Raw genomic sequence first — 23,471 nt, forward strand, 5'->3', positions numbered from 1 at the left:
GGCGATCAAGGCGAGGTCGATCAAGAGGCGCCTGCTGATGAAACCGGCCAGGACCAGCGCGGCGGCCAGGAGGAGGAAGCCGGAGAGGCGGTCCTCGCGGGCAAACAGCAGGAAGCCCGACGCCGACACAAGGGCCGAGGGGATCAACGGCAGTGACGCCGGGCCCGGCTGTGCTGGGCTCACTTTTGCTGTGCCCGTCTGTGCTGTGCCTGCCTGGTCTGGGCCCAACTTTCCTGGGCCCAACTTTCCGGGGCCCGGCGCGGCGGGGTCGGCTTGCGCCCGTGGTTTCTGCCTCATGGTCACCTTTGATGCTTGGACGGCGCTTCCGCTTGGATTCCACACATTTTACTTGCCGCGTGCCGCGCCGGGGCAAGGACGCCGTGCCGCGCTTAAAGGCAAGCGGACGACGCCGGGGAGTGCCGGCGTCGTCCGCTTGCCTTTCAGGGGTGGCCGCTTAGGCGGAGGCCAGTGCCTTGCCTTCACCGCGCAGGCTCAGGGTGAAGGTGTTGGGCCCGCTGCACGTTACGGCGACGCGGCAGGTGGTGGTGTTGTGCCGCGCGGAGAGCTCGCTGGCAGCGGAGTCAAGGGTGTGGTGCAGGGCGGACCGGTCCCAGATTTTCAGGGTCACGGAGTCAGTGGCATCGAACGTCATTATTCAACTTCCATTTCTTGCGGTGGGCGGCCTGGAATCTTCATCGACCAGGCCGTGGTCTCGTCTATGAGGCGGTACTGCATGGGAAAGCGCGTTCCTGTATTTCAATGGTGCAGGTTGCCGAAGGGGGTTGGCAACCGTATCCGGCCGGATGTGACCAAGCACACCGGGCCTCGGCAGTCACTCCCTCGCCGGGAGATCAAGCCTGCCGATGCCTTTCCATAGTGCCCAGCGGCAGGGGCCAGCCTCAAGAATGTTGCGCGTGAGTCTCATCACGTTCCGCCTGGGCGGCACGTGGTTTCGGGTGGCACGGACCCTATTCGTCGAAGTAGGTGCCAATCTCGTTCTCGCCGGAGATGGAAGCGATCACGGCCGCGGCCACTTCGCGAAGCTTGACGTTGCGCGTGCTGGACGCCTTGGTGAGGATGCCGAATGCGGTGTCCCGGGTGCACCTGTTCTCGGCCATGATGGCTCCAATGGCCATGTCGATGGTGGTCCGTGATTTGAGGGCTAGGGCCAAATCGTTCCTGGCCTCGGACAGCTGGGTGATGCGCAGCACCAGCTTCAGTGAGCCTGCTGCCTGCCCCGCGAAAGCCTCCGCTGTGGCGATGTCATCCGCCGAGAACCCGTTGACGCGGCCGGAGTAGAGGTTCAGGACGGCCTCCGCCTCACCGGCGATGTCCATAGGTACAGCAAGGATGGAGGACACGCCCCGTGCCGCAGCGGCCCGCACGTAGGCCTCCCAGCGGTGTTCCCTGACAAGGTCGGGAACCAGCAGCGTCGTTTGGGTGCGCAGCGCGGTGAGGCAGGGGCCGTCTCCAAACCCATTCTGCAGTTCGTCCAGGGAGTGTGCTTCCGAATCGCTGCTGGCCACCGCCTCGGGCCGCTTATGCCGGATCACGGTCACGCCGCAGAGGACCGGATTGCCCGGGGTGGAGAGCCGGGAGGCGGCCACCACGGCGAGGTCGTTAAGGAACTCAGCGATGTCACGGCTGTCCAGGACCATATCCTGCAGCCGCAGGTCCACATCCGGAAACTCACGCCGTCCGGACCCATAACCGTCCGTGCTGTGTCCGTGGGCTGTCACCGCGTGTCCGCTTCCGTCATTTCCGTCATCGCCGTGGCGATCAGGTTCACCTGCGCGGCCGGTATGTCCAGCGCCTCGTGGAGGTAGGCATCGAGGGATACCTCATCGATATCGCCGCCGATGCCGTAGTAGTAGATCCACAGCTTGTCCAGCGGCAGCTCCGTGTCCCGGAAGCGCCGGGCAGTTCCCCTGCGTTCTTCGGCTGCCCGGTCCGGCTGCTCGGGCCCGTCGGCCCCAAGGGGATGCATCCTTACCCTCCGTCGCTGTTGGGTGCGGGGAGTTCGGCTCCCTGCACAATGTCGTGGGCGATCGCGTGGACTTTGCGGTTGCTGGACTTCGCCGCCAAGCGGAGGATCTCCAAGGCGCCGTCCCGTCCGCCCCGGTGCTGGAGCATGATCAGGGATACGGCCGCGTCCACAATGGCCCTGGATTTGAGGGCGGCCCTCAGGTGCTCGGGATGGACGTCCGCCCCGTGCAGGCGCAGCGCGATCCGGAGGACCCTGGACATGGAGGCGGCGTGCTGTTCCAGGAGCACCACGGTTTCCTCGTCGAAGGCGTTGATGGTCTTTGCGTAGCAGTTCAACCCCGCACGGGAGGAAGCGTCGCTGGGGATGGGGACTGCCAGCACGGAGCGGATCCCCTCCCGGGCGGCCGCTTCTGCGTATCCGCTCCAGCGCTCGTCGCCCAGCAGGTCCGGCACCCACACAAGGCGGTGCTGCCGCAAGGCCGTCAGGCAGGGGCCTTCGTCGTACGAATACTGGGTTTCGTCCAGCCGCCGGCCTTCCTCGCTGCTGCTGGCAACCGTTGACAACCCGCCGTCGCGTTCTACCGTGATGGTGCATGTGACAGGACCGTCGGAACCAAGCAGGGAGGCCGACAGGGTGGCCAGGCCTAGAAGGAATTCGGGAAACCCGGGACTTTCAAGCAGCAGGTCCTGCATCCGGTCAGATGTTGTGAGAGTGCTTTCCTTGGCCATCAGGCCTCGATCCTGGATGCACCAGAAGACTCGCCTCTGGCTGGCGGCCGCTGCTCTGTACGCTGGCTGGCCCGAGTATTCAACCCCGGACGTCCCGCACTCCCGAAATCTCCTACTACCGACATTACGCCGGTACGGGACCTATGGATATGCCGGAGCCACCCGGTTTACTCGTCCGGCTCCGTTCGCCGGCCGGTCCCGTCTCCGCCGCCGCCAGGTCCCTCAGCGGAGGGTCCGGGGGCATCGCTCGAACCAGGAAAGTCGTCCGAGTAGGGTGCGCGTGGGCGGGGCAGATCGTCAATGAGCTCGTTGGCTGCCAGGGCCAGCAGGTCGCGCTGCACCGGCGGCAGGGAAAGGAGCCCCTGCAGGTACGCTTCCACCTCGTATTCCCCGGCGTCTCCCGAGAGGCTGAAGTACTTCAGCCACAGATCGGACACAGGAATATCCGCCGCCCTGATGGCGGCGCGGAGCCGGCGGCGTTGTTCCGGTTCGTTCGGATCGAAGCCCATAGGTAGGTCCTAAGCGCCGGCAGGCAGCGTCCCGGCAAGGACGCGTTCGCTGACGTGCTGCAATGCAGCGTTCTCGTCGCGGGCAAGCTTCATCAGCCTCTGCAGTGCTGCCTCATGGGTCATCCCGTACCGTTCCATCAGCGCTCCGCAGGCCCTGTTCACCAGGTCCCGGCTGTACAAGGATGCCTGCAGGACCTCGGTCATCCTGTGCGGGGCTTCGCTGGCCTGGATGTGTGCCAGCAGCGTGGCGGCCGGGGCAGCGAAGAGCTGGAGCAGCGCGGCGCTGGATTCGTCATAGATGTCGGGGGTGGCGGCGTAAAGCTTCAGGGCACCCAGGGATTCCCGGCCGGCCTTCAGGGGAGCGCTGACCACTGACAATATGGGGAGCCCGCGGACGGCTTTCCGCCATTCAGGCCAGCGGGTTTCATTCCCCAGGTCCGTGACCAGTACGGGTTCTTCTGCCGCCCAGGCGGTCAGGCACGGTCCTTCCCCGCACTCGTACTGCGTGGCATCGGCCCGGCTTACGATCCGGTCGGTATAGCCGCTGCTGGTGCGGCGCCCGCGCGAATCCAGAAGCGATACTCCTGCTCCGATCGTCCCGGGAACCGACTCCTTGGCGGCCTGGGCCAGGATCCGGACGGCCGTGGTGACCTTTTCCTCTGTCAGCAGCAGCCCCTGGATGCGAGCTATGACGGTGCTGAGCTCGTCGAGGGGAAGGTGCTGCGCCATAGTCTCAGCATAGAGCCAAGCCCCGGGCGAGCAGCGGATGCCGCTGCCCCCCGCTGTCCGGTCCGCTGCCCAGGAAGGGGCGTGACAGTAAGATGGGCCCATGTCGAGTTCACCGGAGAAAGAACCAATTGAAGAGCTCCAGAGCATTCTGGTGGGCGCGGAAAACGTTGTTGAGTTCCTCACCGGGCTCGCAGGGCTAGCCGCAGCATCGGTTTCCGTGGAGGCGGGTGACCACATTGAGTGTGCAGTCACGCTCAAACTGCGGCGCAAGCCCACGACTGTTGCCGGCAGCAGCCAACGCGCGGTGGAGCTGGACAAAGTTGAACAGGCCGTCGGGGACGGCCCCTGCATCAAAGCGCTGCGCGAGATGTCTCCGGTGATTATCGACGACGTCGCCACGGACTCCCGCTGGCCGGAGCTGACCCGGAAGCTGGCGGAGGCAAACATCCGGAGCTCCCTGGGGGTGCCCCTGGAGATCAGCAGCGAAGCCAGTGTGGCCTTGAATTTTTTTGCGTCCAAGCCAGGCATGTTCACCGCGGGTGTCTATGAGAAGGCCGTGGGCTTCGCTGCTGCCGCCCACAACACGCTGCATCTCTCAGTCCGCCTCGACACAGCGCAAAGCCGGGCGGAGAACCTGGAAGCTGCCATGGAGAGCCGGACTGCCATCAACCTGGCATGCGGCGTCATCATGGCCCAGAACAGGTGCTCCCAGGCGGAAGCCATGGACATCCTCACCAAGGTCTCCAGCAACCGCAACCAAAAGCTGCGGGACGTCGCCGCGGAGCTGATTGAACAACTGACCGGCGACAGGGTCAAGACGCACTTCGACGCCTAAAGAACTCGATGGCTGCACATCGCCTCGACGCTGCAGTGCGCCTGTGCCTGCTCCTCGCGGCAGTGGCCACCGTGGGCGGCATGTTTGGTTTCCTGCTGGTGTGGGGTCAGTTGGTGATTCCCGGATGGGCTCTTAGCGCCTCGCTGCTCGTACTTTCGCTCGTTCTCGCAATCGCTCGCGCATTGCTGCGCCGCCGGAACGCTGCGCCGGGCGAGCAAAGATCTGCCCGCAGGCGTTCACCACAGTGGGTGGGCATTGCGGTGTTGGCCGGAGTTTGCAGCGTCATGGGTGGGGTAGGAGACCTTGGTGCTACCTACACGGTCCTGCGTCCCCCGGGCCCCGGCTTCTGCCAGGCAGCAGTGAGAGAGCATTCGTTCCTGTTTGCCGGTGGCGGTGAGTTGTACGCAGTGGGGCTTGGCGGCTTTGGCAGGCCCGTCAGTTCCTGGACCGCCGATGATGGATACCAGCCCATTGCGTCAGGCTCCTACGACTTCACGTGGGACGCCGAAGGTGCGCTTCTGTCCGTGCATGGTGGCTCCGATCCCGTGTGGCCGGCATTGCACGACTTTGATTGCCCTGCACGCGACAGCTGAGTGGTCCGGGCCAGCTTGGCTACAGGGCTGCCCCAGCAATAGGCCGCGATTTACCCTCAGTCCGCCTGCAGCACGGAGACGCTGCAGGCCGTGCCGGACCAGCGGATGTCCCAGCAGTTGCCGTGGCCCAGTACCTCGAAGCTGTCATCGCCTGCCGCTGCCAGCACCAGGGCGGTGTTCTCGTCCACGGCCACAGCCCTCTCCACCAGCCCTGCGGCCACGGCTCCCACTGCGCGGCTGAGCGTGCCGGCCTGTGCTGCGTGGACATCAATTGAATACGGGGCCAGGCCCAGGCCGTCCCGGATTTCGAGCTCGGCCAGGCCCTCCGAGCATTCTTCGCCGCAGACCTCAATGCCGCGGTTCCGGTAGCCGCCCACCAGCGCCCTGCGGGGTGCGATCATGGCCCCGGCGGAAAAGCCGAGGTAGGGCACGCCGCCGGCCACGGCCCGTGAAATGGCGGTTGCGGAAGCGGCGAGTCCTTCCCAGTACGCCGGCGTCAGTCCACCGCCCACCACCAGCCCGTCGACGCCGTCGAACACTGAAGGGTTGGGAGGCGCGCCCGCACCCAGCAGGACCGGCACCACCTCAAGCGGAATCCGTGCGAGCAGCGGATCCACGTAAGCCGGAAGGAGGCTTTCCGGGTTCCCGCCGCGGTCATGAACTACCACCGCCACCCGCGCGGGTGCCTCCTGGCGGGAACGCTGGCTGACGGCCTGGGCGAAGCGGTCAAACACTTCCGGAAACGCCAGATGGTCCGGCCCGGCGCCGGCAAGGAAGATGCTCATGGCCTTCAAGATACCGGCCCCAACGGCCTTTCCGCCGGAGTGGGAACCCCGTTTCCGCAGGCCATTGACAGCCCGTGCGGGCAGGACTATCGTACAACCAAATGGTTGTAGATCAGCTCCGTGAAGTCGAACTGGACCGCCTGTTCCAGGCGTTCGCAGATTCCACCCGCCGCGACATTGTGCGCCGGGTGACGGTGGGGGAGTATTCAGTTTCCGGTCTCGCTGTCCTCTATGCCATGAGCTTCGCCGCAGTCCAGAAGCACGTTGCGGTGTTGGAGCGCGCATCCCTGGTCACCAAGGAAAAGCGCGGAAGGGAGCAGATTGTGCGGGGTAACCATGAAGGCCTGCAAAAAGCCCGGCGGCTGCTCGACGAGTATGAGGCGATCTGGCGGCAGCGCGTCGACCGGATCGCAGACATTCTGGCTGAAGGATAAGGAAGGTTGCGCAATGCCTGTTATCAGTTCCACCAAGAATCCCGAGGCCCTCAGCCTCACCCTCGTGGCGGAGTTCGACGCCGGCGTCGAGCGCGTCTGGCAGATCTGGGAAGACCCGCGCCAGCTGGAGCGTTGGTGGGGTCCGCCCAACTATCCGGCCACGTTTGACCGGTTCGACTTCCAGCCCGGCGGGAAGGCCGACTATTACATGACCACCCCCGAAGGCGAGAAGCCCCGAGGCTGGTGGAAGTTCAGAACCATCGAGCCGCCGCGCAGGCTCGAATTCGATGACGGCTTCGCTGACGAAACCGGAGCGCCCTTGGATGCCATGGGCAGTGCCCATGCCGCTGTAGACCTGGAGGACATCGGCGGCCGCACCCGTATGACCATCATGTCCATCTTCGATTCCGAAGAGCAGCTGGAAGAGATGGTCAAGATGGGCATGGAGGAGGGTATGAAGGAGGCTTTAGGCCAGATTGACGCGATCCTCGCCGAACACGCCAACGCCTGAACGGCCCGCCGCGCCACAGCGGACCTGAAGCGTACGACGGCGGGACGTCCCGCCGTCGCACGCTTCAGCCTTTTCCGGGGCTGCTGCCGGCAGGGCCTACCGGTCCGGGGCCGCGGCGAATACCAGGAGTGAACTAGTGGCGGTGGCCAGGAGCTCACCGGCCGGCCCGAAGATGCGCCCCTCGGCGAAGATGACCCGCGATCCCGGTTTGGTCACGGTCCCCTCGGCCCGCAGCACGCCGTGCTTGAGGGTGATGGGGCGGAGGTAGCTGACGGAGAGGTCGATGGACGTGTACCCGAATCCAGCGGCCAGGGTGCTGTGCCCCGCGCACCCCACAACGGTGTCCAGCAGCGTACAGGCCAACCCGCCGTGCACCACGCCCAGCGGGTTGTAGTGCGCTTCGGCCGGCCGGCATTCGAATTCCACGCGCCCCGGCTCAACCCCAACAAGGGCCAGGTTCATCAGGGACGCCATGGGCGGCCGCGGAATGGTTCCGTCCCGCATGCCGGAGAGGTAGTCCAGCCCGGACATCAGGGACAGGTGCCCAAGGCCCACGCTCGGATCGGTCCAGCTGAACGTTGCCGAGCGCTCCGTTGCTCCGTTGCCATCCATTGGCACTGCCTCCTCCGTGTGGCCCGCCTGCCCAGCTTAAGCGAAGCGACGCCCCCCGGCTCCAGCTCCGTGCCGTTGTTCGGGATGGGCGTTGAACCCGGCCAACGGGTTCTGAATACTGGAAGGAAGGCGTAGGGACAAACGTGGGGCGGTGGCAGCAATGGGGAGCGGTGCAGCAGAGTACCGGAAGCGCCTGGAGCGTGCCGCCGAACTCCGCACCTACCGCGGGGCAGGCATCAGCGCGGAGGAAGAAGCCGAGCTGGACGCCCTTGAAGTGAAGGAGCGGGAGAAGCGCAAGAAGGTGAGCGACTCCGCCCGGGCGGAGTACCTTGTCCGTGATGCCATGGCGCAGGGCAAGTTCGACAACCTCAAGTACGCCGGCAAGCCGATTCCCGGGCTGGGGGAGTCGTACGATCCCGACTGGTGGGTCAAGGGCCTCATCCAGCGGGAAAACATCAGCGGCCTCGGTCCGGCGGCCATCCTGCTCCGGAAGGAGGACGCCGAGCTTGATGCCAGGCTTGACGCCCAGTACACGGAGCAGCAGGTGCGGGACATCCTGCAGGATTTCAACCGCCGCGTCGTCGACGCCCGGCGCCAGCTGCAGGGCGGTCCGCCGGTCATCACCAAAACCCGGGACGTAGAGGAGGAAGTGGGCCGGTGGCGCCAGCGCCGTGCGGCCCGGCCTGCCGAGACTCCGGCAGAACCGCAGCCTGCGCGCCCCTGGTGGCAGCGGCTGTGGAAAGGTGCAACGTAGCCGAACGTACGACGCCGTTGCGTCCCGCCGTCGTCGTCCTCGCCTTAGTGGGATCCCTGCCCGGGTGGGCAGTTCGCCCCATTGCGCTACGGCTGGGTGTGCCCGAGTATCAAGTGACGATACTGAAGACCAGTCAGACTTTGGGGGGACATCTATGAAGATTTCGCGAAGGATTCTTGCTGCCAGCGCTGCCCTTGCGTTGATGGGCGGGACAATACTCACGGCTCAACCTGCCTCGGCTGACGACGGGTATGCCAACTGCAACGTGTGGATTCACTATGAGTTCAATGTGGGGGCCAGTTGCAACTCCAACGCCCCGGGCACTGAGTATCAGGTTGCGGGCCGGTGCCGTCATGTCCCCACTGGCCATGAGGCCATTGTGCGTGGGCCCTGGAGGTGGCAGATGCCGGCCTCGCAGGGCTTCAACACCTCGTATGCCCAATGCCCCACTGGCACCAGGGCGGTAGAGGTTTGGCGCAACGTGCGATAGGCGTCCCGCCGCCGTGATGTCCATCTGCAGCCACGAGCCCCGGGGAAAGAACCGCGGCCGGCTGAAACTGGACTAGGGGCGGGGGCTGGGTGACGGTGACGGGCTCGGGCCCATCATCGATGGTGGAGGAGCCGGGAACGGATTGGTGGGATACAGCGGGGCGGCCTGAAGCATGTAGTTGGCCCACTGCGGCCCGGCAATCATGTAGCCGTCCAGGCGGGGATAGAAAGTCCCGTTGATGGTCACGTTCTGCCCTGCCCGCTTCTGTCCCTCCAGTGCGTCGCCGAAAAAGGACGCGGTGGCAATACCGGAGGTGTAGCCAACAATCCAAGTGGACCCATTGTTGTTTGATGTACCGGTCTTGGCCGCCACCGGGAACTTGTCATGGGTCTTGGGATTGATCCACACGCCTGAACCCCTGACGAGCACATCCTGCAGCACATTATTGACTCCACGGGCCACGTCCGGCTTCACAGCGTCACGGCACTCCACAGGCTGGGCGGGAAGATTGCCTCCTGCTGCATCCTTGACGTCCACCAGGGCGATGGGTGTGCAGTAGCGGCCGTCATTGGCAAACGTGGCAAAGGCGTTGGCCAGGTGAAGAGGAGCCACACCAATAGCGCCGAGAAGGTTGCCCAGCTGATGCATGTTGATCGGGGCTCCATCGAGTCCGCTGTGGAGCCCCACCGCGTCCACCATCTTCTGGATACCGCAGAAATCCAGCTGCGCGGCCGTGGCGAACGTGGCCGTGTTGATCGAGTTGTACAGCCCGTAATTGATGGGCATCTTCCTGTAGAAGCCCTCCTCGGCGTTCTGGAGGTCGTCAGCGGCGCCCAGCGTAGGGTTGTTCTGGGCGGTGTTGTAGGCGCCCATCACCTTCCCGCAGGTGGACCGCCACGGGAAGTCCAGCGGATAGACGCGCCGTGAAGCATCCACCTCCGCAGTCAGGGACTTGCCCTCGTTCAGCCACTGGGCAAAGGTGAACGGCTTCATGGTGGACCCGGGCTGGAAGCCGCCCGCTCCGTTGAGGTCATTCCCCTGCGGGTCCTTGGCATCCACGTTGAAGTTCAGGTGCGTGTCGAACTTCCCCGGTTCCGGCAGGAACACCGTGTTCTGGGCCATCGCCAGGATCTTGCCGGTCCCCGGCTGCACGGTGACCAATGCGGCGCCCCACCGGTCCGGGTTCGGTCCTGCCGTGCCGTCCACCTGTGCCTGGGCGGCCGCCTGCAGCCTGCTGTCCAGGGTGGTGACAATGGTGAGTCCGCCGCGGTACAGCTTCCGCTGCCGTTCTATCAGGCTGGGCCCGTACGCAGGGTTGTTCAGGATGAGGTGGGACACGTAGTCGCAGAAGTAGGGCGCCATGGCCGCGTAGGCGCAGCCCTGCCGCTCCGGACTGATCTTCAGCTCAATCGGCGTGGCCACGGCTTCATTGTGCTGCTCCTGCGTGATCTTGCCCTGGAGCAGCATCTCCGAAAGCACCTGGTCCCGGCGGACGACTGATTTGTCCGGGTTGATCGCAGGGTTATAGAACGTTGGGCTGTTGACGAGCCCGGCCAACAGCGCGGCCTGCGGAAGGGTGAGGTCCTTGGCGGTGGTGCTGAAGAAGTAGCGCGACGCCGCCTCGATGCCGTAGGCGTCGCTGTTGAAGAAGACGATATTCAGGTACCCCTCAAGGATCTGCTCCTTGGTGAACTTCTTTTCCAGCGCAATGGCCAGCTTCATCTCCCGCAGCTTGTCACCAACGTCCTTCTGTCCGGAGAGGATCACCTCGTCCGGCCTGTCCTGCGACAAGCGCGCTTCGTTAATCACGTTGGTGACGTACTGCTGCGTGATGGTTGAGGCGCCCTGCTGGCCACCCTGTGTCAGGTTGGACACCACGGCCCGCACGATCCCCTGGGGATCGATGCCGGCGTGTTCGTAAAACCTGCTGTCCTCGATGGCGATGATCGCGTCCTTGATGTGGGGCGACATCTGGTCCAGCGGAATCCTGACGCGGTTCTCGGCAAAGAAGGTGGCGATCGGCTGGCCGTCGGACGTGAGGACTTTGGTGGATTGCGACGGCGGCTGGACAGTGAGTTCTTCCGGCAGGCTGTCGAAGAATCCAATGGAATTACTGACGCCGAACCCCGCTGCCGCCACCGCCGGAACCACCAGGCTGGCGGCCAGGACGCCGCACATGGCACTCGCCGCCAGGAACCCCAGGAACCTTCCCAGGGCAGCGCCGAAACCGCTTCCGCGCTTCCTTTTCTTCGCCATCATTCAGCCCTCGAGCTTGGAGGTCTCAAAAGACTACGCCCGTCCAGCGGCACATTGCCCTGCTGAAAGGTCAGGATTTGATCACACTCACAATCTTGACCCGGCGATAGTTAACGACATATCGTTAACTATCGCCGAAGATGTCGGTGAATTTATCCTGTGAGAGGACGATGCCACGATGAAAGGCATACACGAAGAGAAATTTCCCGGCGCTGAATTCGGAAACGAGCCCTTCGGGCGGGGCAGGGGCCGCCGGGGGCCGCACGGACACCGTGGTGGAGGCTTTGGTCCTGGTTTTGGGCCGGGCTTTGGGTCCGGTTCCGGACCTGGTTTTGGGCCCGGTTTTGGACCAGGGTTCGGCCGTGGCTCACGGCGCGCCAGCAGGGGGGATGTCCGGGCAGCCATCCTTTCGCTCCTGGCCGAGGCACCCTCCAACGGTTACGGACTGATCAAGACGATTGCCGAAAAGACGGAGGGCGCGTGGCGGCCCAGCCCCGGCTCCATTTACCCCACGCTGCAGCAACTCGTCGACGAGGACCTGATCTCAGCCCTCAGCGAGGGCCGCGGGACGGAGTTCACGCTCACGGATCGGGGCCGGGCCTATGTGGCCGAGCACGGTGAGGAAATGGACAATGCCTGGAATGCCGGGCCGGACAGCTCCGACCGCGAGTTCCATCAGAGCATCGGCAAGCTGATGGGAGCCATCCACCAGTTCGGCAGTGGTGTTACCGAGGAACAGCGCGCCGCGGCCATCGAAAAAATGGATGAGACCCGGCGGGCCCTGTACAAGATCCTGGCTGACTAAACGCGGCGGTTGCAGCCCGGCTTCCGGGCCATAACCGCCGCGCCGGTCAGGCGAAGGAGTCTTCCTTAACGCGCGTGGCGCTCTTGCGGAGCCGCTCGGCGGAATCCGCCAGCCCAGCCGCGGGGGAGTGGGAAACGGGATGCTGCGGATTGAATCCCGCGCCGATTTCACCGAACGCATAGGCGCTCTCAGCATGTTCAGCCAGATCCACTCCAGCGGTTTCCGCCTCAAGGCTGACCCTGAAACCGATGGTCTTGTTGATGGCGCGGCCAATGACAAAGGTTCCGGCGCCGGAGAGCAGCAGGGTGATCACCACAGCCGCCGTCTGGGCAATCAGCTGCTGCGCACCCCCGCCGTAGAGGAGTCCGCCGCCCTGGCCATCCACGGGAAGGGCGATGAAGCCGAGCGCAAGGGTTCCGATGAGTCCGGCGCCGAGGTGCACCCCCACAACGTCCAGCGAGTCGTCCAGGCCGAAGCGGTACTTCAGGTCAACGAAGACGGCGCAGGCAGCTCCGGCCACGAAGCCCAGGCCGATAGCGGCCACAGGGCTGATGTTGGCGCAGGACGGGGTAATGGCCACGAGCCCGGCAACCACACCCGAGGCAGCACCGAGGGACGTGGGATGACCGTGGCGGATCTTTTCGGTGACCAGCCAGCTCAGCATCGCCGCGGCGGGAGTCACCAGGGTGTTCACCCAGATCAGGCCTGCCTGCTCAGCAGTTGTTGCCGCGCCGCCATTGAAGCCGAACCAGCCGAACCACAGGATCGCGGCGCCCAGCATGATGAAGGGAATGTTGTGCGGACGGTGGTTGGGGTCCTTGGCAAAACCGTGGCGCTGGCCCACGATCAGGGCCAGGACCAGGGCTGCGGTCCCGGAGCTGATCTCCACCACTGCGCCGCCGGCGAAGTCGATGACCTGGCCGAACACGGCGGTCACTGCCCCGCCGGCGCTCATCAGCCCGCCGCCCCAGACCATGTACGCGAGCGGGCAGTAGACCACCGTGATCCAGAGCGGCACAAACAGTGCCCAGGCGCCGAACTTTGCGCGGTCAGCGATCGCTCCGCTGATCAGCGCCACCGTGATGATCGCAAACGTGGCGCTGTAGCCGGCCTTGATCAGGTCGGGGGAGCCCATCAGGTTCTGCAGGCCGAAGTTGGCGAAGGGGTTGCCGAAGATGCCCAGCACACCGTCGCCCGTTGTCATGGAGTAGCCCCACAGGACCCACACCACGCCGACGATCCCGGCGGAGATGAAGCTCATCATGATCATGTTGAGGGCGGCCTTGGCGCGGGTCATGCCGCCGTAGAAAAGGCCCAGTCCGGGCGTCATCAGCAAAACCATCGCGGCTGAAATCATCAACCAGACATGTTGGGCAGAAATTTCCACCTGCGGGTCCCTTCGCGTTGCGCCAGCGGGGCGCTCTTTGCCGGCCCTCGCACTTCCCCCGGCGTCTATGTTTGTCCTCCGGTGTTTCGGGAAAGGCGCGCAAAAGTTGCGTCTGCGTTACACAATCCGCGCTTGCGTGAAGTTCACGCGTCGATCATGTTTCAAGCGTGTTAACCGCTGCCCCCATGCGGCGGCACCGAAATGGCATAAGGCCCCAGGCCCAGCACAACGGCGCGGGACGGACGGCGCGGAAGGTGAGAACCGTCGTCGGACGCGTTGAACTGGCAGGTTTCCTGCCTGTAACCGGCGGCTCACCCTCCCGGGCGCTGATTTTTTCCAGCCTTAAAGAACGACGACGGCGCGCCGCTGAGGAGGTGCGGTGCGCCGTCGTCGTGCGCTGCGGAAGATGGAGGCCCGGCGGGGCGGCAGCGAGTGGGTCAGAAGTGCCGCGCGTTGGCCAGCACGGGAAGTTTGCTGCGCACCTCATCCACAACGGACGGGTCGATATCAACGACGGCGAGTTCCGGCTTGCCGTCCAGCGCCACCACGGCGGAGCCCAGGGGGTCGATCACCGCGCTGTGCCCTATGCCCGTAGGCGCGCTCCCTGCCGGACCTGCGCCGATGGTTTCCGGGTCCCCCTGGCCGCAGGCCACCACGAACGTGGTGCTGTCCAGGGCGCGTGCCCGCACCAGGAGGTCCCACTGCTCAGCCTTGCCCTCCCCGGCACCCCAGGACGCGCACACGATGTTGACCTGCGCCCCGGCCCGGGCGTTGGCGGTGAAGAGGGCCGGGAAACGGACGTCGTAGCAGGTGGCGAGGCCGAAGACCGTGCCGTTGAGCTCAAAGGTCACCGGAGTTTCACCCGCGTCAACGGTCTTCGACTCTGTAAAGCCGAACGCGTCGAAGAGGTGGACCTTGTCGTAGGAGGTGTCCACGCCGGGGCCCGTGACCAGCAGGGTGTTGCGGACCCGGCCGTCCTTCCCGGGAGTGAACATGCCGGCCACGATCGCAATGCCCAGGTCCCGCGCAATGGCCCGGACTTCGCCGGCCCAGGGGCCGTCCAGTGGCTCTGCGACATCGCGGAGGGAGTGGCCGAAGGCGCGCATGGCGGCCTCGGGAAACACCACCAGTTCCGCACCGGCGGCTTTCGCCTGGGCAGCGTAGTCCCGGATCAGTCCCAGGTTTTCTGCGGGGTCCGCACTGCTGATGATCTAGGCGACAGCCAGACGCATGGACGCTCCAATCTGTGGGGCCGCTACTGTTTGTAGCCTTCTACTTCGCTGACGGGCCGGGCTTCGGCATCGTTGGGGTTCTCACCGGAGTCCGACTTGGCCCGCCGCTGCCGCAGCAGGTCCCAGCACTGGTCCAGGCTTTCCTCCACCTGCTTCAGCCGCGCCTTGTCCGGCACCTGCCCGTCCCCGGAAGCCTCCCGCAGTGAGTGCTCCTCCTCAACGAGGGCCTGGATGCGCGTCAAAATATCCTGATCGTTCATGGCTTCCCCTTACTCCCCGGACCGGTTACCCCAGCGTACGCCTGTACCATCTGAATCATGCCCACTGTGCTTGATATGGCAGGTCCAATCCTGGAAATGCTGACCTGGATGTGCCTGCCCGCCGGGCTCGCACTGCTCTTCTACACAGGCTTCCTCCGCCGCTTCGTTCATCCGTGGGCTGTGGCTGAAGCGGTGGTGTACTCCGACAGCACGGGGGTGGGCTTCCGCTGGTTCGACCGCAAGTACCAGGTGCACCACGCGCCCATGTCACCCCACGACATCAGGGAGCTGTCCGTGGGCGAAACCCTCCCTATCTACTACCACCCCAAGCGCCCCACCCAGTGGCAGACCGCTGCACCGGAGGAGGCAGGCAGGACCGCATCAGTACTGGGCTGGTGCCTGACGGGCATCGGCGCCGTGGCGTTCCTTGCCGGCTTTATCCTGCCGATGTTCTAGAGGCTGCTCTGGCGGCCGCCCTAGCCGACAAGCACCACGCCAATGCCGAGGGCGCCCAGCAGCACCCCGGCGAAAGCCGTCCACAGCACGGCGGTGATATCGGCGTCGTGCATTTCCTTGCGGATGCCGTGCGAGCTCACGCTGTAGCGGCGCCGCTGCGTGAAGTAGATGCCGGCGGCCGTTCCGGCCGACACCGTGAACAGGAGCAGGATGGGCAGGCCATGCTGCGGCAGCCAGCGCAGGAAAATCGCGCTTACTGTCACCAGGGCCAGCATGGTCCTGCCCCACGCAAGAGTGGTCCGTTCAGGTTGCAGGCCGGGATCCCCATGCAGTGGCGCGGGACCGGGGGATGGTGCCACGGGTCAGGGCCAGAGAATGAAGATCAGGACGACGGCGGCCGCCAGGGCGCCGGCGGCGGCCAGCAGCGGCACGATGAGCGGCAGCGGCAGCGGCGCCTTGTTGCGCATGCTGCGTTCCACCCGGAGCCACCGGACAGCGGAGCCGGCGCTTAACAGCATGCCGAGCAGAAGCAGGACCACCGCCAGGCCCTTGCGGACCGGCTCCAGGAAGAGGTCCGAGGTGAAGGCCTCAATGGCGATACCGCCGGCCAGCAGCGCGAGGGAGGTGCGGATCCAGGCAAGGAACGTGCGCTCATTGGCCAAGGTGAAACGCGGGTCCGGTTCCTCCCCGCCAGGCAGCAGGCGTTCGGCGATTTTCCCGCGCGACGGCGGGACGGGGGCGCTGGCGGGCTGCTCGCGGTTGGTCACGGTGCCAGTTTAGCTACGCGGCTGCTCTTGCCCTGATGCGCTAGGCCCCGCTGCGAGGGGCGAACATGATCACGGCCACGCCCAGCAGGCAGATCAGTGAACCCGTGATGTCCCAGCGGTCTGGCCGGAAGCCGTCAAAGATTATTCCCCAGGCCAGCGATCCGGCCACAAACACCCCGCCGTAAGCCGCCAGGATCCGGCCGAAGTGGGCGTCAGGCTGGAATGTGGCCACGAAGCCGTAGGCCCCCAGTGCGATGACACCCAAGCCGGCCCACCACCAGTCCTTTCCTTCACGCACTGACTGCCACACCAGCCATGCGCCGCCGATTTCCGCCGCAGCAGCCAGGACAAACAGCACCACGGTCTTGGCGATGCTCACAGCTTCATCATGGATACCCACGACGCCATCATGCCAGCCGGCTTCACAAGGGGTCGGGAATGCCGGGGGCCGGGCCGGGGTTGGGCCGTGTATGGAGCGCATCGGATTTCTCTCATTTGGCCATTGGGGTCCCGGGCAGGGCTCCCGCACCAGGACTGCCGGTGATGCCCTCCTCCAGGCCATCGACCTGTCGGTGGCCGCCGAGGAGCTCGGGCTGGACGGAGCATTTTTCCGGGTGCACCACTTTGCCCGGCAGCAGGCCTCGCCATTCCCGCTTCTGTCCGCCATCGCCGCGCGCACCACCAGGATCGAGATCGGCACCGGCGTCATCGACATGCGGTACGAAAACCCGCTCTACATGGCCGAGGAAGCCGCGGCCGCGGACCTGATCAGCAGCGGCCGGCTGCAGCTCGGCATCAGCCGCGGGTCACCCGAGCCGGCCCGCCAGGGAGCGGCAGCATTCGGGTACGTGCCCGAACCCGGAGAAACGGACGCGGACATGGCCCGCCGGCACACCGCCCTCTTCCGGAAGGCGATCACCGGCGCGGGGGTCGCGGAAGCGGACCCGCGGTACGCAGGCGGAGCCGTGGGGCTCCTGCCGGTCCAGCCGCAGTCGCCCGGGCTCGCCGAGCGAATCTGGTGGGGAGCCGGAACCCGGAAGACGGCGGTCTGGGCCGCGGAACTGGGCATGAACCTGATGAGCTCCACGCTGCTGACCGAGGACACCGGCGTGCCCTTCCACGAACTCCAGGCCGAGCAGATCCAGCTGTTCAGGGACGCCTGGGCTGCAGCGGGCCACGAGCACACGCCACGGGTATCGGTCAGCCGCAGTGTCCTGCCCATCGTGGATGAGGAAGACAGCCGCTTCTTTGCCGGTGCCGCCCTTCGGGACGGCCGGGACCAGGTGGGCGTTATTGACGGGCTTACCGCCAGGTTCGGGAAGAGCTACGCGGGCGCTCCGGACGTGCTGGCGGAGCAGCTTGCCGCGGACACGGCCGTCCAGGAGGCTGACACGCTCCTGCTCACCGTCCCGAACCAGCTTGGGGTGGACTTCAACGCGAAGCTGCTGGGAACAATCGCCCGTGACATCGCGCCTGCGCTGGGGTGGAGCCCCGGCTAAAGAACAGCCGCCGGTGCGGGGGTGCGGCCATGATAATTTCTCCCCGTCAGCAGCATTTCCGCGATATAATAAGCAAGCTTACTGAAATATCTGGAACGATCCGCGTCTTCCAACCGTTACTCTTAGAGTGCGGCTTGGGGGGCTTAGCGCCACCATTACAGCGTGACTGCGGAACGGTCATATGACGGAGAGAGAGAAACATGGCTCGCGCCGCTCTAGGCTTAATCGCATGATCCGGTTACGCCAGTTGGCCCAAGCGGCCACTGTCCTCACTACGCCCTTGTCGCCGGAGGACATCTTAGCTCTGTTCAATCCCGTCTATTCTGCGCGGCAGCTTCGTGGCGTCGTCACGCGCGTTGTGCAGGAGACGGCGCAATCTGCCACGATCTTTTTCCGGCCCGGCCGTGGCTGGCACTCGCACCTGGCAGGCCAGTGGGCGCGCATCGGCGTCGAACTCGACGGCGTCCGCCACTGGCGCTCCTATTCCCTTAGCGCCCCCGCCGGCAAAGACCCCGCCATCACGGTCACGGACGTCGGTGCCGTGTCCGGCACACTGGTCCGCACCACCAAGCCCGGTGACGTCCTGTTCCTGGCTCCGCCGCAAGGAGACTTCGTCCTCCCCGAGCACCCGCGGCCCCTGCTGATGGTGACCGCAGGCAGCGGCATCACTCCTGTGATGTCCATGATCCGTACGCTCGTCCCGCGGCGTCCGGATGCCGACGTCGTGCTGGTCCACTCCGCCCGCACGCCAGGCGACAGCCTCTTCCGCGAGGAACTTGCCGAATTGGCGGACCAGTTCCCCAACTTCCGCCTGGCCCACTGGTTCACTGGCGAGCAGGGCCGCATGGACCTCACCAACACCTCCCAGCTGGACGAGATCTGCCCTGACTGGAAAGAACGTTCAGCCTACGCCTGCGGCCCGGACAGCTTCCTGGACGACGCCGAGGCGTTGTGGAAGCGCGCGGCGCTCACCACTGCCGCGCCCGGCTCCGATGTGGCGGTCGCCGGCGGCGCCGGCAACCTCATGATTGAACGGTTCAACACCACGTTCGACGCCGGTGTGGGGCACGACGGCGGACTGGTCACCTTTGAGGCCTCCGACCGGGAGGTGGAAGCCGACGGCGACACCCCCATCCTGGACGTGGGTGAGGACGCCGGGGTACTGATGCCCAGCGGCTGCCGTATGGGCATCTGCCACAGCTGCCTGACCCCACTTCTGTCCGGCCAGGTCCGCGACCTCCGCACCGGGGAAGTCCACGGCGAACCCGGCCAACTGATCCAAACGTGTGTCTCGGCAGCCGCCGGACCCGTCAACCTCGAAATCTGAGGAGCATCACGGTATGACTGTAATTTCACCGAGCAAAACCACACCCGCCGAAGGCAAGCCGACCGGAGGGTCAAGGACGCGCCCCGGAAAGCTGGCCGAGTCCGGCAGCCCCACCGTCCGGCCGCCGGCCGCCGCCCACCTGACCGACGAGCAGGTGGCGGAACTTGGGCGGGAACTCGACGCCATCCGCGACGAGATCCTCGGCAAGCGCGGGGCGGCAGACGCCGCCTATATCCGCCGCGTGATCAAGATCCAGCGTGGCCTGGAGATCTCCGGCCGTGCCGCGTTGCTGGTCAGCAAGAACAAGGCTGCCTGGGTCACCGGAACCACGCTGCTGAGCCTGGCCAAGATCCTGGAAAACATGGAAATCGGGCACAACGTCCTGCACGGCCAGTGGGACTGGATGCGGGACCCGGACATCCACTCCACCACGTGGGAGTGGGACTTCGTCACCCCCTCACGCTCGTGGCAGCACACCCACAACGACCTCCACCACCGCTGGACCAACGTGGTGGGCAAGGACAACGACGTCGGATACAACCTCCTGCGGATGGACGAACAGCAGCCATGGAAGCCCATTAACCTGGCCAACCCGCTGTTCAACGCCATCCTGGCGCCGCTCTTCGAGTGGGGCATCGCCATCTACGACCTTGAGCTCACGGAGTTCAAGGAAGGCAAGAAGTCCAAGGAAGCGCTGCTCAAGGACCTCAAGGCCCTCGGCAAGAAGGTTGTCACCCAGTTCACCAAGGACTACGCCGCAACCCCGGCCGTAGCCATGCTGACCGGCTCCGGCAAGCAGGCCCTTTACGGCACGCTGACTGCCAACGCCGTGCGCAACGTCTGGGCCCACGCCGTGATCTTCTGCGGACACTTCCCCGAAGGCACGGACACCTTCACGGAGGAAATGGCGGAAGGCGAAACCCGCGGCGACTGGTACATCCGCCAGATGATCGGCTCCGCCAACATCTCCGGGTCGAAGTTCATGCACATCATGACCGGTAACCTCTCGCACCAGATCGAGCACCACCTCTTCCCGGACCTGCCCTCCAACCGGTACGCCGAGGTGGCGCCCAAGGTCCGTGAGATCTGCCAGCGCTACGGTTTGAAGTACACCACCGGGCCGCTGCTGAAGCAGGTCGGATCCACCTGGGGCAAGATCTTCAAGCTGGCACTCCCCGGCAAGACGGCCACGGCTTAACAACCGCACCGCCTGTCCAAAGCACTGAAAGCACCTCCGGTTCCGGGATTTTCCCCGGGACCGGAGGTGCTTTTCTGTCCCCACCGACGCTCTCTCACTTAACGCAAAGTTTCACCTGACGCTCTCTCACTCCCTACAGGTTCCCGGCGGACGCTCTCTCACTCCCTACAGGTTCCCGGCGGACGCTCTCTCACCTTCCCTGGAACCCTCTCGCGCACCCGGGGCAGGCTGCGCATAATTGATTCCACAGCCGCGGCGGCCAACGGAGGAATCATGCGGATTCTCGGAGCACTCATCGTTATCTGGCTCATTATTGGCGGTGTAGCCGCCTGGCAGCGCGGCTATTTCGGCGCCGCACCCGGCAACTGCGCGGAGGCCGGAACAATTGCCGTCACCATCGCTGCCGGACCCCTGAACTACATGGGAGCAAATCCCCAGATTTCCTGCGAACTTCCGCAACCCTCCCCGTAGCAGGGCCGGCCTTGCAACCAACCCACGCGGGGAAGACTGGACTGGGCGGTGGACCGCCCTAGAGTAGGTACTGCGCGGCCGCGGCACCCTCCCGGCCGCATCGATCCCACAGTCTCGAAAGGACCCGCCGCGATGGCCTTCATCACCGTTGGAACCGAAAACAGCACTGATATCGAGCTATACTACGAAGACCACGGCTCCGGCCAGCCCGTCGTCCTGATCCACGGCTACCCCTTGGACGGTTCCTCCTGGGAAAAGCAGACGGTTGCCCTCCTGGACGCGGGCTACCGTGTCATCACGTACGACCGGCGCGGCTTCGGGAAATCCAGCAAGACCACCGAGGGCTACGACTACGACACCTTCGCTGCCGACCTCAACACCATACTGACAACACTGGACCTGACCGACGTCGTTCTGGTGGGCTTCTCCATGGGGACCGGAGAGGTGGGCCGTTACCTGGGCACGTACGGCTCCGCGCGGGTGGCGCGGGCAGCCTTCCTCGGCTCCCTGGAACCGTTCCTGCTTAAGACCGATGACAACCCGGACGGCGTCCCGCAGGAGGTCTTCGACGGGCTGACGGAAGCAGTCACCGCAGACCGGTACGCCTTCTTTACCGAGTTCTTCAAGAACTTCTATAACTCCGATACTTTCCTGGGCACGCCCCGCCTCAGCCAGGAAGCCGTAGATGCCAGCTGGAATACGGCGTCCAGCGCTGGGGCCACCGCCTCGGTGGCAGCCCAGCCCACATGGCTGACCGACTTCCGGGACGACATCCCCAAGATCGACGTTCCCGCGCTCATCCTCCACGGCACCGCGGACAATATCCTGCCCATCGACTCCACCGGCCGGCTGTTCGCCAAGGCACTGCCCGCTGCCGACTATGTGGAAATCGAAGGTGCCCCGCACGGCCTGCTGTGGACGCACGCCGCCGAAGTGAACGAAGCGCTCCTGCGCTTCCTCGCCAAATAGCGGCTGCTCTCCCCGCTCGTCCAGCACAGGTAAAACGTCCGGCGGCGGCATGACTGCCGCCGCCGGACGTGAAGGAGCGTTGGGGAAAACGGTGCGTTAAGTGGGAGAGCGTTGGGGGAATCGTTGCGTTAAGTGAGAGAGCGTTGGGGGAATCGTTGCGTTAAGTGAGTGAGCGTCTGAGGATACGTTGCGTTAGGTGAGCGAGGGTTGGGGGTTTACCAGCGGGGGCCGCCGCCTCCGCCGCCGGGGCCCTGCGCTGCGGTATATTCTCCGGCGGTGACCGTACCCTGCTCCGAGGCGCCGTCGAGCGACCCTTCACCGAGGCCCGCGCTGACCGTTGCCGTGCCGCCGGTGTAGACCGTGTATTCCGCGCCGTCGCTGATGGCCGCGGAGGAGAACACCAGCGAGGCTGCGGCCTTGGTGGTGACGAATGCAGCCACCACGGTGCCGGAGGAGTCGGCGATCTGGACTACGGTGCCGGCGGGAATGGACGAATCAAGGGTCACCTGCACGCCGGACTGCGTGGAGGAGGCACCCGGTGTGACCGCCATACCCGCGCTGCCCGCGGCGGCCAAGGTTCCGCCTGTGACCACCAGTTCACCGTTGACGTCAAGCGCCCCGTTGCCGTCGTTCGTGGGGCCGTTGACCACCACGGTGCCGCCGGAGATGCTGGCGTTGCCGTTGGAGTCCAGGCCGTCGCCCTGTGAGTTGATGGTCAGCAGGCCGCCGCTGACGTCCACGGTGTAGTCGCCCACGGCCATCTCCCCGCCACCCATGCCTCCTCCCATGCCGCCGCCCATTCCGCCTTCGGCGGTGGTGCTGGAACCTGTGCTGCCGCCTGAGGCGTTCACGCCGTCGTCGTTGGCGGTGACGGTGGCGGTGCCGCCGGTCATGATGATGTGCTGGGCCTCGAGGCCTTCCTCCGATTCCTCCACCGTGGTGGTGCCTGCCGCGATGGTGAGCGTGTTGAAGGCCTTGATGCCGTCGTCCCCGGCGCTGACGCCCAGGGTGCCGCCGTTGACCAGGACCCAGCCGCGTCCCTCGTCCTCCTCGTTGTCGGCCTTGAAGCCGTCGTCGCCCGCTGCCACCTGGTAGGCGCCGTCCAGGAGCACCGCGTAGTCCTTGCCGACGATGCCGTCGTCCGCTGCGTCCACCGTCACGGTGCCGGCGGCAAGGACCAGGCCGTCTTTCGAGGAGATGCCGTCGTTGGAGTTGCCGTCTACGGTGAGGGATCCGGTGCCGGCGACCGTGAGGTCGGCCATGGAGTACAAGGCTGCGTTGGGGGCGTCCGTGCCCTGGTCGGCGTAGGTGGAGGCGTCGCTGAGGGAGTTGGTGGTTCCGTCCTCGAGGTAGACGATGGCCTCGTTCGCGCCCTGCACCACGAACGGGGACCCCGTGGAGCTGGTGATGGCTGCCCCGTCAAGGATGATGCGGACCACGTCTTCTTCACCGGCAGCCACCACCACCTGCCCGTCGGACAGGGAGCCGCTGAGGCGGTAGGTGCCGGCGGCGGTGATGGTGACGGTGTCGCCGTCGACCTTGACAGCGGACGACGACGTGCCGGCGGCGGCAGTGCTGGCACCGTCCGCCAGCGTCACGGCTACTTCGGAGGCGGCATCCCAGGTGAGGTCGTCGGCGTCGTAGTGGGTGTCTTCTGCGAGGGCGTCCAACGAGACGGCCTCGGCAGTGCCGGTGGAGGCAGTGGAGGCGGCAGTGCCCGCGCTGGTGGTGGAGGCCGAACTGCTGACGGCCGAAACCCCGGTGGGAGTCGTGCCGCCCACGGAGCAGCCCGCCAGGCCGAGGGCGAGGGCGAGCGCGGTGACGGACAGGTGTGTGCGGAAGCTTTTCATGGTTTTTCCTTCAGGTGAAATCGGGGG

Annotated in this window: 28 protein-coding genes and 1 pseudogene; 12 read left to right on the forward strand and 17 right to left on the reverse strand. The window is 65.5% G+C overall.

Annotation, left to right across the window (positions count from 1 at the left end):
- The 7 genes and pseudogenes from IEX33_RS19390 to IEX33_RS15440 all read right to left on the reverse strand — a co-directional run.
- Positions 1–183 (reverse strand): annotated as a pseudogene (locus IEX33_RS19390) (CPBP family intramembrane glutamate endopeptidase); the annotation flags it as partial.
- A gap of 271 nt (positions 184–454) precedes the next feature.
- Positions 455–652, reverse strand: coding sequence for a hypothetical protein (locus IEX33_RS15415; protein ID WP_104189464.1), 198 nt, complete (start codon positions 650–652; stop codon positions 455–457).
- Between the two features lie 316 nt (positions 653–968).
- Entirely contained in the window at positions 969–1,739 is a 771-nt protein-coding gene (locus IEX33_RS15420; protein ID WP_229675409.1) for a GAF and ANTAR domain-containing protein, read from the reverse strand.
- On the reverse strand, positions 1,736–1,987 hold the full coding sequence (locus IEX33_RS15425) for a hypothetical protein (RefSeq protein WP_188731603.1): 252 nt from the start codon (positions 1,985–1,987) through the stop codon (positions 1,736–1,738). Before IEX33_RS15425 ends, IEX33_RS15420 begins: the two co-directional genes overlap by 4 nt.
- Positions 1,988–1,989: 2 nt before the next feature.
- A complete protein-coding gene (locus IEX33_RS15430; RefSeq protein ID WP_188731605.1) occupies positions 1,990–2,715 on the reverse strand; it encodes a GAF and ANTAR domain-containing protein in 726 nt (241 codons plus the stop codon).
- 167 nt (positions 2,716–2,882) lie between these two features.
- The gene (locus IEX33_RS15435; RefSeq protein ID WP_188731607.1) at positions 2,883–3,224 is read right to left on the reverse strand and encodes a hypothetical protein; all 342 of its coding nucleotides are present in this window, start codon (positions 3,222–3,224) and stop codon (positions 2,883–2,885) included.
- 9 nt (positions 3,225–3,233) lie between these two features.
- On the reverse strand, positions 3,234–3,953 hold the full coding sequence (locus tag IEX33_RS15440) for a GAF and ANTAR domain-containing protein (RefSeq protein ID WP_188731610.1): 720 nt from the start codon (positions 3,951–3,953) through the stop codon (positions 3,234–3,236).
- A gap of 100 nt (positions 3,954–4,053) precedes the next feature.
- On the opposite strand from IEX33_RS15440, the gene IEX33_RS15445 reads away from it, so the two are divergent.
- Positions 4,054–4,788, forward strand: coding sequence for a GAF and ANTAR domain-containing protein (locus tag IEX33_RS15445; protein ID WP_188731612.1), 735 nt, complete (start codon positions 4,054–4,056; stop codon positions 4,786–4,788).
- Between the two features lie 8 nt (positions 4,789–4,796).
- Positions 4,797–5,381, forward strand: a complete 585-nt coding sequence (locus IEX33_RS15450) for a hypothetical protein (protein ID WP_188731613.1) — start codon at positions 4,797–4,799, stop codon at positions 5,379–5,381.
- A 56-nt stretch (positions 5,382–5,437) separates the two neighbouring features.
- Here the strand turns inward: IEX33_RS15450 and IEX33_RS15455 are convergent, their stop codons facing one another.
- The gene (locus IEX33_RS15455; RefSeq protein ID WP_188731615.1) at positions 5,438–6,166 is read right to left on the reverse strand and encodes a Type 1 glutamine amidotransferase-like domain-containing protein; all 729 of its coding nucleotides are present in this window, start codon (positions 6,164–6,166) and stop codon (positions 5,438–5,440) included.
- A gap of 101 nt (positions 6,167–6,267) precedes the next feature.
- On the opposite strand from IEX33_RS15455, the gene IEX33_RS15460 reads away from it, so the two are divergent.
- Both IEX33_RS15460 and IEX33_RS15465 read left to right on the forward strand, forming a co-directional pair.
- The gene (locus IEX33_RS15460; RefSeq protein ID WP_188731617.1) at positions 6,268–6,600 is read left to right on the forward strand and encodes an ArsR/SmtB family transcription factor; all 333 of its coding nucleotides are present in this window, start codon (positions 6,268–6,270) and stop codon (positions 6,598–6,600) included.
- Between the two features lie 13 nt (positions 6,601–6,613).
- Positions 6,614–7,111, forward strand: a complete 498-nt coding sequence (locus IEX33_RS15465) for an SRPBCC family protein (RefSeq protein WP_188731619.1) — start codon at positions 6,614–6,616, stop codon at positions 7,109–7,111.
- 96 nt (positions 7,112–7,207) lie between these two features.
- On the opposite strand, the gene IEX33_RS15470 is transcribed toward IEX33_RS15465, so the two are convergent.
- On the reverse strand, positions 7,208–7,723 hold the full coding sequence (locus IEX33_RS15470) for a PaaI family thioesterase (protein ID WP_188731621.1): 516 nt from the start codon (positions 7,721–7,723) through the stop codon (positions 7,208–7,210).
- A gap of 160 nt (positions 7,724–7,883) precedes the next feature.
- Between IEX33_RS15470 and IEX33_RS15475 the strand changes: the two genes are divergently transcribed.
- A complete protein-coding gene (locus IEX33_RS15475) occupies positions 7,884–8,477 on the forward strand; it encodes a DnaJ family domain-containing protein (RefSeq protein ID WP_188731762.1) in 594 nt (197 codons plus the stop codon).
- Between the two features lie 562 nt (positions 8,478–9,039).
- Here IEX33_RS15475 and IEX33_RS15480 read toward each other — a convergent pair.
- Positions 9,040–11,223 (reverse strand): transglycosylase domain-containing protein, encoded by a 2,184-nt coding sequence (locus tag IEX33_RS15480; protein WP_188731623.1) that lies wholly within the window; start codon positions 11,221–11,223, stop codon positions 9,040–9,042.
- Positions 11,224–11,401: 178 nt separating this feature from the next.
- On the opposite strand from IEX33_RS15480, the gene IEX33_RS15485 reads away from it, so the two are divergent.
- Positions 11,402–12,028 carry a PadR family transcriptional regulator gene (locus tag IEX33_RS15485; protein ID WP_188731625.1) on the forward strand — a complete coding sequence of 209 codons (627 nt, stop codon included), beginning with the start codon at positions 11,402–11,404 and terminating at the stop codon, positions 12,026–12,028.
- Between the two features lie 46 nt (positions 12,029–12,074).
- Here the strand turns inward: IEX33_RS15485 and IEX33_RS15490 are convergent, their stop codons facing one another.
- From IEX33_RS15490 to IEX33_RS15500, 3 genes are all read right to left on the reverse strand, one after another.
- Complete coding sequence (locus tag IEX33_RS15490; RefSeq protein ID WP_188731627.1) at positions 12,075–13,415, reverse strand: ammonium transporter; 1,341 nt, start codon at positions 13,413–13,415, stop codon at positions 12,075–12,077.
- Between the two features lie 437 nt (positions 13,416–13,852).
- Entirely contained in the window at positions 13,853–14,626 is a 774-nt protein-coding gene (locus IEX33_RS15495) for a carbon-nitrogen hydrolase family protein (protein ID WP_229675420.1), read from the reverse strand.
- Between the two features lie 44 nt (positions 14,627–14,670).
- Positions 14,671–14,907, reverse strand: a complete 237-nt coding sequence (locus tag IEX33_RS15500; RefSeq protein WP_104189493.1) for a DUF2630 family protein — start codon at positions 14,905–14,907, stop codon at positions 14,671–14,673.
- Positions 14,908–14,964: 57 nt separating this feature from the next.
- On the opposite strand from IEX33_RS15500, the gene IEX33_RS15505 reads away from it, so the two are divergent.
- Entirely contained in the window at positions 14,965–15,363 is a 399-nt protein-coding gene (locus IEX33_RS15505) for a hypothetical protein (protein ID WP_188731629.1), read from the forward strand.
- A gap of 20 nt (positions 15,364–15,383) precedes the next feature.
- Here the strand turns inward: IEX33_RS15505 and IEX33_RS15510 are convergent, their stop codons facing one another.
- The 3 genes from IEX33_RS15510 to IEX33_RS15520 are packed head-to-tail and all read right to left on the reverse strand — an operon-like array spanning position 15,384 to position 16,509.
- Positions 15,384–15,695: a DUF202 domain-containing protein gene (locus IEX33_RS15510; RefSeq protein ID WP_377090781.1), complete on the reverse strand. Its 312-nt coding sequence runs from the start codon at positions 15,693–15,695 to the stop codon at positions 15,384–15,386.
- A 30-nt stretch (positions 15,696–15,725) separates the two neighbouring features.
- On the reverse strand, positions 15,726–16,130 hold the full coding sequence (locus IEX33_RS15515; RefSeq protein ID WP_104189497.1) for a YidH family protein: 405 nt from the start codon (positions 16,128–16,130) through the stop codon (positions 15,726–15,728).
- Between the two features lie 40 nt (positions 16,131–16,170).
- Positions 16,171–16,509: a YnfA family protein gene (locus tag IEX33_RS15520; RefSeq protein WP_188731632.1), complete on the reverse strand. Its 339-nt coding sequence runs from the start codon at positions 16,507–16,509 to the stop codon at positions 16,171–16,173.
- A gap of 91 nt (positions 16,510–16,600) precedes the next feature.
- Between IEX33_RS15520 and IEX33_RS15525 the strand changes: the two genes are divergently transcribed.
- The 5 genes from IEX33_RS15525 to IEX33_RS15545 all read left to right on the forward strand — a co-directional run bounded on the left by IEX33_RS15525 (position 16,601) and on the right by IEX33_RS15545 (position 21,594).
- Positions 16,601–17,629, forward strand: coding sequence for an LLM class flavin-dependent oxidoreductase (locus IEX33_RS15525; RefSeq protein ID WP_188731634.1), 1,029 nt, complete (start codon positions 16,601–16,603; stop codon positions 17,627–17,629).
- 229 nt (positions 17,630–17,858) lie between these two features.
- Positions 17,859–18,956: a ferredoxin reductase gene (locus tag IEX33_RS15530; protein ID WP_188731636.1), complete on the forward strand. Its 1,098-nt coding sequence runs from the start codon at positions 17,859–17,861 to the stop codon at positions 18,954–18,956.
- A 13-nt stretch (positions 18,957–18,969) separates the two neighbouring features.
- The gene (locus IEX33_RS15535; protein WP_188731638.1) at positions 18,970–20,154 is read left to right on the forward strand and encodes a fatty acid desaturase family protein; all 1,185 of its coding nucleotides are present in this window, start codon (positions 18,970–18,972) and stop codon (positions 20,152–20,154) included.
- Positions 20,155–20,427: 273 nt separating this feature from the next.
- Positions 20,428–20,625, forward strand: coding sequence for a hypothetical protein (locus tag IEX33_RS15540; protein ID WP_188731640.1), 198 nt, complete (start codon positions 20,428–20,430; stop codon positions 20,623–20,625).
- Positions 20,626–20,757: 132 nt separating this feature from the next.
- Positions 20,758–21,594 carry an alpha/beta fold hydrolase gene (locus IEX33_RS15545; protein ID WP_188731642.1) on the forward strand — a complete coding sequence of 279 codons (837 nt, stop codon included), beginning with the start codon at positions 20,758–20,760 and terminating at the stop codon, positions 21,592–21,594.
- A 215-nt stretch (positions 21,595–21,809) separates the two neighbouring features.
- Here the strand turns inward: IEX33_RS15545 and IEX33_RS15550 are convergent, their stop codons facing one another.
- Positions 21,810–23,444, reverse strand: coding sequence for a carbohydrate-binding domain-containing protein (locus IEX33_RS15550; RefSeq protein ID WP_188731643.1), 1,635 nt, complete (start codon positions 23,442–23,444; stop codon positions 21,810–21,812).
- Positions 23,445–23,471 lie beyond the last annotated feature (27 nt).

The organism is Pseudarthrobacter scleromae (assembly GCF_014644515.1).
Classification (GTDB): domain Bacteria; phylum Actinomycetota; class Actinomycetes; order Actinomycetales; family Micrococcaceae; genus Arthrobacter; species Arthrobacter scleromae.